The organism is Streptomyces sp. C (assembly GCF_000158895.1).
In the GTDB taxonomy this organism is placed as follows: domain Bacteria; phylum Actinomycetota; class Actinomycetes; order Streptomycetales; family Streptomycetaceae; genus Streptomyces; species Streptomyces racemochromogenes.
The window spans coordinates 808,798-823,240 of record NZ_GG657750.1; the positions used below are offsets into that span (position 1 = coordinate 808,798).

At 73.4% G+C, this 14,443-nt stretch carries 13 protein-coding genes and 2 pseudogenes; 4 read left to right on the plus strand and 11 right to left on the minus strand.

Annotation, left to right across the window (positions count from 1 at the left end; translation table 11 throughout):
* The 3 genes from SSNG_RS43440 to SSNG_RS03650 form a co-directional block, all read right to left on the minus strand.
* Nucleotides 1-443 (minus strand): GNAT family N-acetyltransferase (locus tag SSNG_RS43440; RefSeq protein ID WP_007262444.1); only part of this gene is annotated, 443 nt, incomplete at its 3' end.
* Nucleotides 444-485: 42 nt separating this feature from the next.
* Nucleotides 486-1,322, minus strand: a complete 837-nt coding sequence (locus tag SSNG_RS03645; protein ID WP_241695202.1) for an ATP-grasp domain-containing protein — start codon at nucleotides 1,320-1,322, stop codon at nucleotides 486-488.
* 55 nt (nucleotides 1,323-1,377) lie between these two features.
* Nucleotides 1,378-1,839 (minus strand): hypothetical protein, encoded by a 462-nt coding sequence (locus SSNG_RS03650; RefSeq protein ID WP_050779829.1) that lies wholly within the window; start codon nucleotides 1,837-1,839, stop codon nucleotides 1,378-1,380.
* Between the two features lie 185 nt (nucleotides 1,840-2,024).
* Here SSNG_RS03650 and SSNG_RS03655 point away from each other — a divergent pair, with 185 nt between their 5' ends.
* A complete protein-coding gene (locus SSNG_RS03655; protein ID WP_007262447.1) occupies nucleotides 2,025-2,747 on the plus strand; it encodes a Sir2 family NAD-dependent protein deacetylase in 723 nt (240 codons plus the stop codon).
* Nucleotides 2,748-2,756: 9 nt separating this feature from the next.
* Here SSNG_RS03655 and SSNG_RS03660 read toward each other — a convergent pair whose 3' ends face one another.
* Nucleotides 2,757-3,392: a TetR/AcrR family transcriptional regulator C-terminal domain-containing protein gene (locus SSNG_RS03660; RefSeq protein ID WP_007262448.1), complete on the minus strand. Its 636-nt coding sequence runs from the start codon at nucleotides 3,390-3,392 to the stop codon at nucleotides 2,757-2,759.
* 176 nt (nucleotides 3,393-3,568) lie between these two features.
* Here SSNG_RS03660 and SSNG_RS03665 point away from each other — a divergent pair, with 176 nt between their 5' ends.
* Both SSNG_RS03665 and SSNG_RS03670 read left to right on the plus strand, forming a co-directional pair.
* Entirely contained in the window at nucleotides 3,569-5,083 is a 1,515-nt protein-coding gene (locus SSNG_RS03665) for an APC family permease (RefSeq protein ID WP_007262449.1), read from the plus strand.
* A gap of 78 nt (nucleotides 5,084-5,161) precedes the next feature.
* Complete coding sequence (locus SSNG_RS03670; RefSeq protein ID WP_128636854.1) at nucleotides 5,162-6,289, plus strand: agmatine deiminase family protein; 1,128 nt, start codon at nucleotides 5,162-5,164, stop codon at nucleotides 6,287-6,289.
* On the opposite strand, the gene SSNG_RS03675 is transcribed toward SSNG_RS03670, so the two are convergent.
* From SSNG_RS03675 to SSNG_RS03705, 7 genes and pseudogenes are all read right to left on the minus strand, one after another.
* Nucleotides 6,286-6,768 carry a VOC family protein gene (locus SSNG_RS03675; RefSeq protein ID WP_007262451.1) on the minus strand — a complete coding sequence of 161 codons (483 nt, stop codon included), beginning with the start codon at nucleotides 6,766-6,768 and terminating at the stop codon, nucleotides 6,286-6,288. The genes SSNG_RS03670 and SSNG_RS03675 overlap by 4 nt on opposite strands.
* Nucleotides 6,769-6,885: 117 nt before the next feature.
* Nucleotides 6,886-10,449 (minus strand): bifunctional glycosyltransferase family 2 protein/CDP-glycerol:glycerophosphate glycerophosphotransferase, encoded by a 3,564-nt coding sequence (locus SSNG_RS44730; protein WP_007262452.1) that lies wholly within the window; start codon nucleotides 10,447-10,449, stop codon nucleotides 6,886-6,888.
* 184 nt (nucleotides 10,450-10,633) lie between these two features.
* Complete coding sequence (locus tag SSNG_RS03685; RefSeq protein ID WP_007262453.1) at nucleotides 10,634-11,005, minus strand: hypothetical protein; 372 nt, start codon at nucleotides 11,003-11,005, stop codon at nucleotides 10,634-10,636.
* 150 nt (nucleotides 11,006-11,155) lie between these two features.
* Nucleotides 11,156-11,542 (minus strand): annotated as a pseudogene (locus SSNG_RS03690) (roadblock/LC7 domain-containing protein); the annotation flags it as partial.
* A 98-nt stretch (nucleotides 11,543-11,640) separates the two neighbouring features.
* A complete protein-coding gene (locus tag SSNG_RS03695; RefSeq protein WP_042800490.1) occupies nucleotides 11,641-12,429 on the minus strand; it encodes a hypothetical protein in 789 nt (262 codons plus the stop codon).
* Nucleotides 12,426-12,821: a hypothetical protein gene (locus SSNG_RS03700; protein WP_007262456.1), complete on the minus strand. Its 396-nt coding sequence runs from the start codon at nucleotides 12,819-12,821 to the stop codon at nucleotides 12,426-12,428. Before SSNG_RS03700 ends, SSNG_RS03695 begins: the two co-directional genes overlap by 4 nt.
* 230 nt (nucleotides 12,822-13,051) lie before the next feature.
* On the minus strand, nucleotides 13,052-13,615 hold the full coding sequence (locus tag SSNG_RS03705; RefSeq protein ID WP_042800491.1) for a TetR family transcriptional regulator: 564 nt from the start codon (nucleotides 13,613-13,615) through the stop codon (nucleotides 13,052-13,054).
* A 137-nt stretch (nucleotides 13,616-13,752) separates the two neighbouring features.
* On the opposite strand from SSNG_RS03705, the pseudogene SSNG_RS41755 reads away from it, so the two are divergent.
* Nucleotides 13,753-14,443, plus strand: a pseudogene (locus SSNG_RS41755) (hypothetical protein); the annotation flags it as partial.

Here is a 14,443-nt window from a genome sequence, read left to right on the forward strand (position 1 = left end):
GTCCACGATCTCGACACCGCCGTCCGTGCGGTCCGCACCCGTCCCGGCGGCCGGGGCGCCCCCTCGTAGCGCATGTTGGTCCAGGCGGAACGGAAGCCGGACTTGCGGTAGTTGTCCTGCTGCTCGACCACCCCGTCGAGTCCGACGAGCCGCCCCTTGAGCCGGTCCATCCCGGCCTGCCACAGCCGGATGCCGTAGCCCTGGCCGCGTACGTCGGGCCGGGCGATGTAGAAGCCGATGAAGCCGAACCCGGTGCCGTAGCGCACGGCGGAGATGCAGGCCACCGGCTCCCCGTCGCGCCGCCCGACCAGGAACCCGTCCGGGTCGGCGACCGCGAAGGCGAAGCGGTCGCTGTCCCCCGGGTTCCAGCCCTCCACGTCGGCCCAGGTGCGCAGCAGTTCCATGTCGGCGGCGCTCGCGCCGGTGATCTCGAATCCCGTCATGGGCGGTGTTGTACCAGAACGCCGGGGGCGTGCACAGGAGCGCTAACCGGCCGTCAGGAGCCCGGCGAGGACGACCGGGTCGACCGCCGGGTGCAGGTCGCTGACCTGGCCGTCGCCCACCTCGACGACCCGCCAGACCCCGTCCTCGCGCAGCGCCAGGTCGGTGGTGACGAAGCGGCAGCCGAGCGCCCCGACGGCGGACCGGACCGGTTCGAGCGCGGCGGCGGGGAGCGCCGCGGCGGGCTCGGGGTGGTCCGGGTGGGGGCTGACCAGGCGGGGTTCCCCGTCGCGCCACCAGACGCGGACCTCGGGACCGGTGAAGCGCTCGAAGGCCCGCAGGACGATCCCGCCCGCGAGGAACTCGTCCTGGAGTTCGACGAACCGGCTGACCACGCGGTGCACGGCGGGGCGGTCGGCGAGGTCGGGGAGGTGGCAGGCCTCGTGCCACTCGTGCTTGCGGGACTTCACGTAGTCCTTGACGATGCCCGCCCCGGCCGGGAGGGCGGCGGCGAGGGCCGCGAGCCGCTCCCCGTCCGGGGCCTCGCCCGGCGCGGCGGGCAGCCAGCGGCTGGCGGGGGTGAGCGCGGCGAACGTCTCGTACCAGCCGGGGAGTTCATGGGCCCGCCGGTAGGCCTCGGGGGTGACGGCCAGCCGGGCGCCGCGTCCGCGCAGGGCCGCGTCGAGGCCGGCGTACCGCTCGGCGGGGACCATCCAGCCCCGGTACCAGACGGCTCCGGCCCCGGCGGGGACCCGGGCCACCGCCCGCTCGGCGTCCCCTGCGAGCAGGGCGTCGTGGTCGACGAGCGCGACGGCCCCGCCGGCGGCGCGCAACTGCCGGGCCTCGGCCGCGAAGTGGGAGTCGGCCCGGCGGTCGTGCAGCGGGTCGTGGCAGTAGAGGACGGTGGTGGTCGTGTTCACTCCCCCACGATAGGGATCAGCCCGCGCAGATCACGTCGTCGAGCGCGATCGGCCGTGAGTCGAGGCGGACGTACGCGGTGAAGGTGTCGGTGGCGCCGGAGTCCCAGGTGGTGGTGACCGTGGCCCAGCCGACGCCGGCCGCCTGGGCCACCGTGGCCGGGCCGACGGCGATGTCCCGCGGGGCGCCCTGGGCGCAGAGCACGACGTCCGCGTCCGGGCTGTGGGCCTGTTTCTCCTTCAGCTGTTGCGAGATCCGCTGGCTGCGGTCGCGTGCGGAGGGGCCGTGCTCGCCGTAGAAGGCGGTGAGGAAGGTGGTGATCTCCTCGGCGGTGTGGTGGTGGTGGCCGTGGTGCCGGAGGGGCCATCGCGGCACCGGGTCGGCGAGGGCGGCTGCCGGGACCGACGACGCGACCAGGGGGAACAGCGCGGCGGACAGTGCGAGCAGCAGGGTGCCCGGGCGGGAGGGGAAGAGCGTCATGTCCGGTTTGTAGCCGCCCGCTACCACCGGCTGTCAGGGGCGCGGCGCGGGCTCACTCCGGTGGGCCTGGAGATTCACCGCAGAAACGACCCTCCCCCTGCGCCGACCGGCCCCCCGCGGCCCGGGGGCCGGCCGGGGCGGTAATCCGTTCGCCGTGCCCGGGCGGTTGTGCGTAGGGTCGCCGCATGGGGAAGCCGCTCGTCGCAGTGTTCAGTGGGGCCGGGATGTCGACCGATTCCGGGATTCCGGACTACCGGGGCCCGCAGGGGCTGTGGCGCGCCGATCCCGAGGCCGAGAAGCTCGTGACGTACGAGTACTACATGGCCGACCCGGAGATCCGCCGCCGGTCCTGGCTGATGCGCGCCGAGCTCTGGGCCCTCGCTCCCCGCCCGAACGCAGCGCACCTCGCGGTGGCCGGGCTGGAGCGCTCCGGCACCCCGGTGCGGGTGATCACGCAGAACGTGGACGGCCTGCACCAGCTCGCCGGGATGCCCGCGCGGAAGGTGTTCGAGCTGCACGGGACGGCCCGCGAGGTGGTCTGCACCGGCTGCGGCGCGCGGTCGGGCACGGAGGAGGCGCTGGCCCGGGTGGCCGCCGGGGAACCGGATCCCGCCTGCCTGGCGTGCGGCGGGATCCTGAAGACGGCGACGGTGATGTTCGGCCAGCGCCTGGACGCCGAGGTGCTGGCGCGGGCCGTGGCCGTGGCCAAGGGGTGCGAGGTCTTCATCGCCGTCGGGTCGACCCTCCAGGTCCAGCCGGCCGCCTCGCTCGCCGGGATGGCGGCCGAGGCGGGAGCGCGGCTGATCATCGTCAATGCGGAGGAGACCCCGTACGACCCGCTGGCGGCCGAAGTGGTCCGCGAGCCGATCGGCACCGCCCTCCCGGCCCTGCTGGCCCGGTTCGCGTAGCGGTTCGCGTCAGCGAGGGTCCAGCTGGGCGGCGAGGCCGTCCAGGAGCAGGCCGAGGCCGAGCTCGAAGCCGCGGTCGTCGAGCCCGGCCAGGCCGGAGTCCGCGGCGGCGGCGCCGGTCAGCGCGTCTGCCAGGGCCGGGTAGTCGGGGCGGTAGTCGGCGGGGGCCCGGCCGAATCCCGCCGTGAAGGTCTCCAGCGCCGAGCCGAGCACCAGGTAGTCGACCGCGGCCGCGGCCTCGGCCGCCCGGGCCGGGGTGCAGCCGGCCCGCACCAGGGCGGCGAGCAGCGCGTCGTAGCCGCGCAGCGCCTCGTGGGCCGCGACCTGGCGCCGGGCCGCCGGGGCGATCGCGTTCGGGTGGCGGAGGTAGACCCGCCGGTAGCCGCGGGCGTACGCGGCGATGCCCTCGCGCCAGTGCGGGTCCTGGAGCGGGCTCAGGTCGATCTCTTCGTTGATGAGCTCGGAGACCGCGTCGAGCACGTCGTCCTTGGAGGCGACGTGGTGGTAGAGCGAGGCCCCGCGCACGCCGAGGCGGTCGGCCAGGGTCCGCATCTTCAGGGCCTGGGGGCCTTCCTCGTCGAGGAGGTCCAGGGCCGCGCGCGCGATGTTCCCGCGGTTGAGCAGCGGCTGGTTGGGTCGGCCCACGGTGATCCCCCTCGTTCTCCGCCGCCAGATTACCGGGAGGGAGGGGTTCCCAAGAGGTCCGGGGCGGGTTAAGGTCCCCGCATTCCCGAAACCTAACGACGTTAGATTTACGTTCCGGAGCACTCCGGGCCCGCCCGGGTGCGGGCGTCGGCGCTCCCCCTCCCCCAGAGGTGCGCATGCCAGACCTTTCCCCCCTCGCCCCCGGCCCGGACGCCCCGGGGGACACCGACGCCGCCCGCCTGAGCGCCCTGGGCTACGAGCAGGAGCTGAACCGCAGCCTCGGCGTCCTCGGGAACATCGCCATGGGCTTCGCCGTGGTCTCGCCCGTGGTCGCCCTCTACGCCGTCTCGATGGTCGGCACGATGATCGCCGGGCCCGCGTGGGTGTGGGCGCTGCCGATCGTGCTGCTCGGGCAGTGCCTGGTGGTGAACGTCTACTCCGAGCTGGCCTCGCAGTGGCCGCTGGCCGGCGGCCCGTACCAGTGGGGAAGACGGCTGCTGGGCCCGTCGTTCGGCTGGATGAGCGGCTGGGTCTGGCAGTTCGCGGTGATGTTCGGCAACACCACCGTGGCGTACCTGGCGTCCCCCTGGGTCTTCGCCCTCATCGGGGTGGTCCCCTCGCCGGGCGCCCTGGTCGCGGTCGCCGCCGGGATCCTGGTGACGTGCATGCTGGTCAACGCGTACGGCATCCGGATCCTGAGCTGGTTCGTCTCGCTGGGCATCGCCGCCGAGGCCGTCGCCTCCGTCCTGGTCGGCTTCACCCTGCTGCTGTTCTTCCGCGAGCACGGCTTCTCGGTGTTCACGGAGACGCTCGGCGCCGAGGAGCTGTCCGGCGGGTCGACCGCGATGGCCTTCCTGGCCGTCCTCGCCGTCGCCGGCTGGGGCTTCATCGGGTTCGACGCCTGCGTCTCGACCGCCGAGGAGACCAAGGACGCCGGGCGCCAGGTGCCGCGTGCCATGTGGTGGGCCCTGCTCAGCGTCGGACTGGTCGTCATCCTCAACGCGATGGCGGTCGCCCTGGCCCACCCCGACCCGCGGGCCGTCGTCGCCGGCGAGGACCTCGACCCGGTGACCACCGCCGTGGTCACGGCCTTCGGCTCCTGGTCCGACAAGCCCTTCGTCGCGGTGGTCCTGGTCGGCTTCCTCGCCTGCGCCATGGCCTCCCAGGGCGGCGCCGCCCGCGGGGTGTACTCGCTGGCCCGGGACGGGGTGTTCCCCTTCTCCCGCCAGGTCCGCCGGGTCAACCGGCGCCAGGCTCCCATCGGCGGCCTGGTCGCCTCCACCCTCGTCAGCTGTACCGGCCTGCTGCTCGGCCTGAACGCCACCGCCATCGGCAGCCTGATCGCCTTCGGCACCGCGGCCACCTTCCTGCCGTTCTTCCTGGTGACCCTGGCCGCGCTGATCGCCCGGCTGCGCGGTACGTGGGTCCCCTCCGGGCACATCCGGCTCGGCCGCAAGGGCACCTTCCTCAACGTGCTGGCCGTGCTCTGGACCGCCTTCGAGGTGGCCAACGTCTGCTGGCCGCGCGCGATCCTGGCCCCGGCGGGAGCCCCGTGGTACCAGATCTGGGCCGGCCTGCTGGGCATCGGGGCGGTGATCGGCGCCGGCCTGCTCTACCTCGCCGTCAAGAAGCCGCAGGAGACGCTGCGCGCGGCGGCTCCCGTCGGCGCCCCCGTCACCGAAGCCCCCTGACCCCGGTGGGTGTCCGGCGGGCCGCCGCCGGACACCCACCGCTTCCGCCACCCTCCCACCCACAGAAGGAGAAATGTCATGCACCTGCCACGCATGAGCCGGCGCGGTTTCGGCGCCGCCGCCCTCGCGGCCGCCGCCTACCCCGTCCTCGGCGGCCCCGTCCCCGCGTTCGCCGCGGAGGCGCAGGCCAAGGGCGGCGAGCGCTACCACGCACCCGCCGAATGGGAGCCGCACTCCGCCTGCGTCATGGCCTGGCCGTGGGACAGGAACGTGGGCTGGGGCGCACTGCTCGACGACGTGCAGGGCGAGGTGGCGGGCATCGCCCGTGCCATCGCCCGCTTCGAAACGGTCGTGATGTTCGCCGAACCGGGCCAGGCGGCCCAGGCCCGGGCCCGCTGCGGCGGTTCGGTCACCGTCACCGAGTACCCCGTCAACGACTGCTGGGCCCGCGACACCGGCCCCGTCCTCACCGTGGACGACGCGCGGAGCCGCTCGGCCGGCCTGGACTTCGGCTTCAACGGCTGGGGCGGGAAGTACCCGTACGACAAGGACGACTTCCTGCCCGTCGGCGTCTGTACGTACCTGGGCGTCCCCCGGCAGCCCGTGGCCATGGTCCTGGAGGGCGGATCCGTCATCACCGACGGCCAGGGCACCCTGATCACCACCGAGGAGTGCCTCCTCAACCCCAACCGCAACCCGGGCATGACCCGCGCGCAGATCGAGGCCGCACTGCTGGCCTCGTACGGCGCGAGCAAGGTGGTCTGGCTGCCGTACGGCCTGGCCGGCGACGACATCACCAACGGGCACGTCGACCTCGTCGCCGCCTACCTCGGCCCGGCGAGACTGCTGCTGCACACCCAGCCCGACCCCGCCCACCCCAACCACGACCGGATGGCCGCCAACAAGGCGGTGCTGAACGCCGCCACCGACGCCTGCGGGCGGCCCTTCCAGATCGTGGAGATGCAGCACCAGCCGCAGTTCCGGCACAACGGGCTGTTGGTGCGGACGTTCAGCTACACCAACTACTACGAGACCAGTGGCAACGTCGTCGTGCCGACGGCGGGCGAACCGGCCGACGCCGCGGCCCTCGCCCAGTTCGCCGCGCTCTTCCCGGGCCGCCAGGTGGTCGGCGCGCCGGCCCGCACCCTCGCCTGGGGCGGCGGGGGCGTCCACTGCGTGACGCAGCACGTCCCGCGCGTGCGCTAGCCCGCGTCCGCCGCCCGGCGCATCTCGGCCACGTCCAGCTTCTTCATGCGGAGCATGGCGGCCGTGGCGCGGGCGGCGCGGCCCGGGTCCTCGTCGCTGATCAACTCGATGGCGCCGGGCGGGATGACCTGCCAGGAGAGCCCGAACCTGTCCTTGACCCAGCCGCAGGCGGACTCCTGGCCGCCGTCGCCGGTCAGCGTGTCGTAGTAGTAGTCCGCCTCCTGCTCGTCGGAGCAGTGGATCTGGAAGGAGACGGCCTCGGTGAAGTGGAACTCGGGGCCGCCGTTCAGCGCCACGAACTTCTGGCCGTTGATCTCGAACTCCACGACCAGCACCGACCCGGCCGGACCCGGCCCCGCCTCGGTGTACCGGCCGGTCCGCAGGATCCGGCCGTCCTTGAAGACGGACAGGTAGTAGTCGGCGGCGGCTTCCGCTTCTCCGTCGAACCACAGGCACGTGGTGAAACCCTGGGTGGTCATGACTGCCTCCGGGCGGTGGGGTGGGGCGGCGGGAACGCCGTCCTCACATACAGACCGGTCCCGCGCCCGAAACTCATCGGGGGGCGCGGGACCGGTCTGTACGTTCACCCGTACGGGCTACATCCCGAGCATCCGGTCGACGACCTGCTCGGCGGCCCGGCCGGTGTCGAGGTCGCAGAACTCCGCGCGGAAGGCGGCACGCGCCTCGGCGTACTCGGCGCCCAGGGCGTCCGCGTCGCGCACGGCCGCGATCAGGCTCGCCGAGTCCGCCAGCAGCGGGCCGGGGGCCTTCTCCTCCAGGTCGAAGGTGAAGCCGCGCAGGGTGTCGCGGTAGTGCTCCAGGTCGTACGTGAACAGCAGGATCGGCCGGTCGGTCAGCGCGAAGTCGAAGAGCGCGGAGGAGTAGTCCGAGACCAGGACGTCGGCGACGAGCAGCAGATCGGTGGTGTCCGGCCAGCGCGAGACGTCGACGACGAAGCCGTCGCGCACGCCGTCGCGGAGCTGCTCGTTGACCCGGTAGTGGCCGCGGACCAGCAGGACGTGGTCCTCGCCCAGCTCGCGGCGGGCCGCGTCCAGGTCGATGCGCAGGTCGAGCTTGTAACCGCCGGAGAACCCTTCGCGGTTCTCGCGCCAGGTGGGCATGTAGAGGACGACCTTCTTGCCCTCCGGCAGGCCGAGGCGCCGCCGGACCTCCGCGATCCGCTCGGCGTCCGGGCGCACGAGGGCGTCCGTGCGCGGGCTGCCGACCTCGATGACCTCGCCCTTGTAGCCGAGGGCGCGCTGCAGGACGGGCGTGGCGTACGAGCTCGGGGAGGCGAGCAGCGTCCACTGGGCGCTGTCGTGCTCCAGGCCCTCCAGCACCTCGGGGCTGGTGTAGTAGTCGTGCGTGTAGTCGTAGCCGATCTGCTTGATCGGCGTCCCGTGCCAGGTCTGCACGACGGTCTGGCCCGGGCGGCGCAGGAAGTGCGACGGCACGCTGTCGTTGACGACGTAGTAGCGGGCGCGGGCCAGGACCTCCCAGGCCTCCAGGCTGTCGTACTGGACGGCGCGCGCGGTCGCCGGGACCTCGGCGCGTCCGTCGCGGACCAGCCACACGTGGTCCAGCTTCTCGCCCCGGCGCACGAGCTCCTCGTGGATGGCGCGGGGGGAGTCGCCGGCGGCGTGGCCCTGGAAGGTGTCGTAGACGACCATGTCCTTGACCGGCAGCCGGCGCTGGGCCGGGTAGGTCTCGTCGCGGGCGATGCGCTGCGCGTAACGGGAGCGGTCGTGCGGGCTCAGCAGCGGGTCGCTGACCAGGACCATGCGGTCGCGCAGGCGCGCTTCGACGCGCATCCGGCGGCCGAGGACCGTGACGGCGTACGGGCCGGAGTTCACGGCGGGCGCGATCAGCTGGACGGGCGCGCCGCGGTCGACGCCGAGGAGGCCCGCGGTGGTGCCGCCCTGGGCGACGGGGCGCAGGGTGGGCCACCAGCGGCCGGCCGGGATGGTGGTGCGGCCTGCGTACGCCTCGGGCAGGACGGGCTCGAAGGAGGCTTCGAAGCGGTCGCCGTCGCGGGTGACGGGGTAGCAGAACTCGGTGCCGTGGTGGTCGTGGAAGACCAGCTCGTACGGCTCGTCGGCGTGGGCGTCCGGGGCGTGGAAGACGCCGGCCAGGGTCAGGGTGCCGTCGTGCGCGGTGACGGTGTCGACCAGCGGCGGGGTGGGCTGGACGGAGAGGACGAGGTGTCCGGTGGCGCCGCGCTTGGCGAAGACGGCGCGCTCCCCCGCGCTGCCGGGCAGCGGTGCGACGAGGCCGGCGAAGCCGCCGCGCTCGTCGTGGGCCAGGGGGTGGCGGGTGCCGTCGGCGCGGACCACCGAGAGCTCCCACGGCTCGGGGGTCCAGACGCCGGGCTTCGTCTCGGCGGCCGGGACGGCGGCCAGCTCGGCGAGCGGGACGACCGCGGTGAAGGCGGTCCGGCCGGCGGCCGCCGCGCCGCCGGTGGTCAGCGGGACGCTGACGGCGGTGCCGGTGCGGGTGTGCTGGGCGTGCAGGGTGGCGCCGGCGCCGACCTCGGCGGCGAGCTCGCCGACGAGTTCCAGGGTGCCGTCACCGCGGCGGACGTCCAGGACCCGGGCCCGGACGACCTCGACGTGGACGGTGAGGGAGCTCGCGACGGTCGGCAGGATGCGGACGTCGGGGGTGGCCCAGTAGGCCGGCGGGGCCATGCCGCTGTCGTGCTCGCCGCCCTTGAGGCGGGCGCGGTGCAGGCCGCCGGCACCGGTGACGGCGATGGAGGTGGTCCAGATCCCGTCGTGCCACTTGCCGCCCGACTGGAAGACGGTGGGGTCGACGATGGCGGTGAACCCGGCCCAGTCGGCGTGCCGCAGGGCGAGGTGCGGGGTGTTCACCGTGGCCATCGGGGAGGCGACGGTGCGGGTGCTGACGACGGTGCGGCGGCGCTTGCCCTGCTCGCGGAAGACCAGCACCTTGCGGGAGCCGAGGCGGCTCTCGGCGCCCATGTGCCCGGGTACGGCGTAGCCGCGCAGGTAGAGCTTGCCGTCGTTCCAGACCGCCTGCTCCAGGCGGCTGACGACGCGGCGCTCGCGCGTGCCGAGGGTCAGCAGCTCCCGGGGCACCGGCGCCTTGAGGAAGGGGTAGTCGGCCTGCGGGCGGGCCAGTCCCTTGACCGGGACGCTGTAGCTGAACTTGCTCTGGTGGCGCGTGAGGGCGATGAACTCCTCGACGCGGCCCTCGCGGGCCAGGTAGGCCTTGAGCCGGTCGGCGACCGTCAGCTCGGACCAGGGCTCGGTGCCGATCTCCCGGACCAGGCCGCCGACCTCCTTGACGAAGGCGGCGCGGAAGTCGGGGCCGCCCTCGCCGACGTACTTGTAGATGAGGGGCAGTTCCTCGCTGAGCACGTTGTGGTCGTAGTCGCGCAGGTAGCGGGCGTACTTCTCGCCGGACTTGGCGAGCAGGGCCTGGCGGACCAGACGGACGGAGGTGACGCGGTCGATGACGGAGACCGGGTCGGTGGAGCGCTGGGTGATGGAGCGCTCGCCCGTCTCGCGGACCCGCCAGTGGTAGACGACGTCGCTGATGACGTCGACGCTCTCGGCGAAGTAGTGCGCGGGGATGCTGACCGGGGCGTCCTCGTAGAGGATGCCCTCCGGGTACTGGAAGCCGTGCTCCTCCCAGAAGCTGCGGCGGTAGACCTTGTTCCACGCGGTGCGGTCGGTGACCAGCGCCGGGAACTTCGAGATGTGGGTCTTGGGCCGGTCGTTCGCGAATGCGACTCGGTGGCCCCACGACTGCTGCATGCCGACGGACCGGAAACGGGTGACGTTGCCGGCGGCGAAGTCGGAGCCTGTCTCGTCGAGCGAGTCGATCATCCGCTGGTAGGCGTACGTCGGCATGGTGTCGTCGCTGTCGACGAAGGCGATGTACTCGCTCCCCGGCGTCGCGTGGCGGAAGCCGACGTTACGCGCGGCACCGAGGCCGGCGTTCTCCTGGAGGACCACGCGGAAGCGCTTGTCACGCTCAGCGAAGGCCTTGGCGATCACCGCACTGGTGTCGGTGGACCCGTCGTCGACGATCACGACCTCGAAGTCGGCGAACGTCTGAGCTGCTATGGATTCCAGGCACTCGTCGAGATAGAGCTCGACGTTGTAGACGGGTACGACGATGCTCAGGCGCGGGGGCATGGGTGACGGGTTCTCCAGCGTTTTTGGCTTTATCGACGGGTTTGAAGATCAGCTGATTACAGCATCTTACTCTGTAACAGGATGATAAAGTCGGCCCATCTCGGACATATGCCTAGGTCCGCCGGGGCGGACGGCAAAGAATTCCGCCGCCCGCCACCGCGCCGTCACGACCCCGGGGCCGCGGTCAGATGTCGAGATCGGCTTCGATCTTCTTCAGCTGGAGCCGGGCCATCGCGAGGTTCGCCCGCCCGCGGTCGAGTGCGAGGTAGAGGAAGAACCCCTCCCCGCTGCGCCCCTTCAGCAGCCTGATCAGGTGGTACTGGTTGCCGAGGGTGATCAGGATGTCCTCGATCTCGTCCTTCAGGCCGAGCATCTCCATCGTACGGACCTTGGCCCGGACCACGTCCGTGTTGCCGGCGGCGGCCACCGAGAGGTCCAGGTCCTTGTTCCCGCCGACGGTGCCGAGGGGCATGCCGCTGCCGTAGTCGACCAGGGCCGCGCCGAGGGTGCCCTCGATGCCGGCGGCTTCCTTGAGAGCGGTCTCCACGTTGATCATGGAATCTTCCTCTTTCCGCAGTGGCCCGTACCGACACGGACCGGCTGATTTGCTTTCGCGTATTGCCTGTGTGGTGTTGAAGAACGTCAGGGACGGTCCGGCTCGCGGCCCGGGGGGTGCGGCGCCCGGGGGCGGGACCTCGGCGACGCGGCGGCCGAGGCTGTGGTCTATGAGCTCGGTGATGCGCAGGGTGGAGCGCCGGGCCTCCAGGTGGAGGCGGCCGACGTTGACGCGCGGCTCGGCGATCAGGGTGAGGACGGCCGCGTCCCCCGCGGCGTAGGTGGCGACGTATCCGTGCTCGCCGCGTACGAGGAGCTCGCGGAAGCCGCCCTGCCCGGTGCAGTCGCTGAGCCGCTGGGCCACACCGAGGGCGGCCGCGGTCAGGGCCGCGAGGGACTCGGCCTCGCCGGCGGCGCTCTCCTGGGCGAGCACCAGACCGTCGGCGCTCGCGGCGAGGACCCCGGTGAGCTGGGGGACGCGGGCCCGCAGCCGGCGGAGTTCGGCGAGTATGTCGGCTTCCGCCTCGGCGGGCACCATCGGCGGGCTCATGTCGGCCTTCCTCTCTTCGGGCCGCCTCTCCTCGGGCTGCCTCCGCTCGGAGCGGTCGGCTCGCAGGACCGGTCGGAGCGGGAGCCTCACAGGCTTGCCTCCAGTGCGTCGCGTAACCGGCGGAGCAGTGCCACGTCCGGGGGTTGGGCCTGGGTCATCCAGTCGGGCAGGGGTTCGGGGGGCGGCGGCGCGGGGGCCGGCGCGGCCGGGTTCGGGGTCTCCACGAGGCCGGCGGCGGCGAGTCTTCGCACTTCGAGCAGGGTGTGGAAGGCGGGCCGGCCCAGCACCCACGCGAGGTCGGCCGGTGTCCGCACGCCGTCCGCCTGTTCGAGCAGGATCCGCTGGCGGGCGGTGACGGTCTGGCCGGGCGCGGCCGGGCGCGGCACCACCGGGCAGATGTCGAGCAGCGGGTAGGGCCACACCGAGTCCAGCAGTTCGCGGCGGCGGCAGGTCTCCCGTTCCACCGCCGCCGCCGGGACGGAGCGGACGGAGCCGATCCAGTGGGTGGCTCCGCGGCGGAACCGCGAGGGGCCGCTGCCCGGCGAGAGCGCGAAGAAGGCCGCGTCGAAGATCGCCGCGAGGTGGCAGATCTCCAGTTCGCCACCGGCCAGCCGGCCGTTGTCCACGAGGAAGCGGCCGACCTGGCGGCGGGCGCCGGCCTCGTTCACGGCCTCGGTCCAGCGCTCGGGGGCGAGGCCCCCGCCGGTGGTGAGCAGGACGTCGAGCCCCGGCGTGGAGGGGCTCTCGGCGTGCACGACGCGGCCGTCCTCCAGGAAGAGGGTGCCCCGGTCGCGCAGCAGGGCTCCGGTGGCGCGTTCGGCGGCGAGGCGGGTGAGGAGCGGTGAGACCGCGGTGGCGGCGGTGGCGGCGGTCATCTCAGGACCAGTCCTTCGGCGAGGGCGCGGAGTCGGTGCCGGGCGAGGGCGAGGTTGCCGTCCGTGCGGTCGAGCCACAGGTGCAGGAAGACGCTGCTGTCGAAGCTGGTCTCGACGAAGCGGAGCACGTGGTAGCCGGTGCGCGTGGTGACGATCAGGTCCTCCACGGGCGGGCCGGGGGTGCCCTCGTCGTCCGGGCCGGGAGCGAAGGACTCGTACTCGGCCGCCGCCCGGGCCAGTTCCGCGGTCTCGGCGGCCGTGGTCTCATGGTCCCCGACGGGCGAGTCCCCGGCGGTGCCCAGGGCGAGTCCGCTGCTCCAGTCCACGAGCGCGGCGCCCCGCGCACCGGGCAGGGCCATGGCTTCGAGCAGGCATTCGTCGATCCCAGGCACGCGGGCTCCCCTCCCGGCCGGACGTGCTGGTCGCACGGTCGTACGGCGTGACAGGAGGGAACTTACTCAAGTTCCACACTGTGGACGGGGGTTCTGGCATTTTCCGCTGGAACATGCGCGGTACCGCGCGACACCTTGGCCGGAACCCGCTCGTTTTTGATCAAGCCTGTAAATCAGGCGCCCGCCCGACCTCCGCCGAACATCCGTTCCACCGGGTCCGGCCAGGTCGATCAGCCGGCCGGCCGCTCCGGAAGCAGACGCTCCACCATCACCCGGAGCAGGTCCTCCACCGGGTGCGCTTCGAGCAGGGCCGGGATGGTGAGGTCGTCCACGATCAGGCCCTGCATCGCGAAGTAGACCAGCGCCACGCCCATCCGGTCCCCGGGCAGGCCCGCGTCCAGGTGCCAGGCGATGTTCTCCTCCAGCTCCTTGGCGAGGAACGCGGACAGCTCCGCCTGGAGTTCGGGCCTGCGGGTGGCCTCCAGGCGCAGCTCCAGCACGGCGGTGTGGACGCTGCGTTCGCGGCGGATCCGCCCGAGGAGGCGGCCGAGCAGCACCTCGGTGTCGAGGGGGCCGGCCAGTTCCCCGGGTCCGGGGGTGAGGCGTTCGCGGGTGCGGTGCAGTATCTGCACCAGCATCTGCCCCCGGTTGGCGAAGTAGTTGGAGGCGGTGCCGGTCGGCACGCCGGCCTCCGCGTCCACGGCGCGCAGGGTCAGGCCGCGGGAGCCCTCGCGGGCCAGTACCTCGATGGCGGCGTCGAGCAGCGCGGCTCGGCGCTGCGGGTTCTGGCGCATGTGCGTTCCCGGGGGTTGCGGCGGCGGGGGCGTGCCCGTGAGCACTGCACCCACAGTACTCCGCGTCGGTCCGCGGACCGGACCGCAGGGCTCCGAAGCCTCCCCACGGCGCCGTCTCCCGTGTCACCCTGCCCGTCATGGACCGGATCATCGAGGAGATACGCGAGGACCTGAGCCGCCGGCTCGCCGTGGCGGCGGACCGGCTCACCGACCGGACGCTGACCGAGGATCCCGCCTACGCCGCCCTGACCGGGCGGGCCGAGCTGCGCGAGCGGATCCACCACACCCTCCACCAGGCCGTCGAGGGGCTGGTCCGCAGCTCCCGGGGGCTGCCCGTGGAGCTGGCCGGCGCCCGGGCCACCGGCGCCCTGCGCGCCGGGCAGGGGCTGCCGCTCGACTCGCTGCGGCGGACCTACCGGTACGGGGGGCGGCTGCTGTGGCAGAGCCTGACCGAGGCGGTGGCCGCGCACGACCGGGCCGCGCTGCCGCGGCTGCTGCCGGGGGCGGGCGCGCTGTGGGACGTACTGGACCAGATGACGGAGGCCGCCTCGGAGGCGTACCGGGCGGCCGAGGCCGAGCGGGGCGGACGCGAACGCGAGCGCCGGGCCGCGCTGCTGGACGCGCTGTTCGACGGCTCGGGCCCGGTGGCGGAGGCGGCGGCGCAGCTGGGGCTCCCGGAGCGGGGGCGCTTCGCGGTGGTCACGCTCGGTCCGGGCGGGCCGGACGGCGGAACAGGGGCGGGGGCCGGCGCGGGAGGTTCCCCCCGGCTGCTCTGGCGGGTGCGGGCCGACGGGGAGACGGGCCTCGCCGACCTGGGCCACCAGCCGC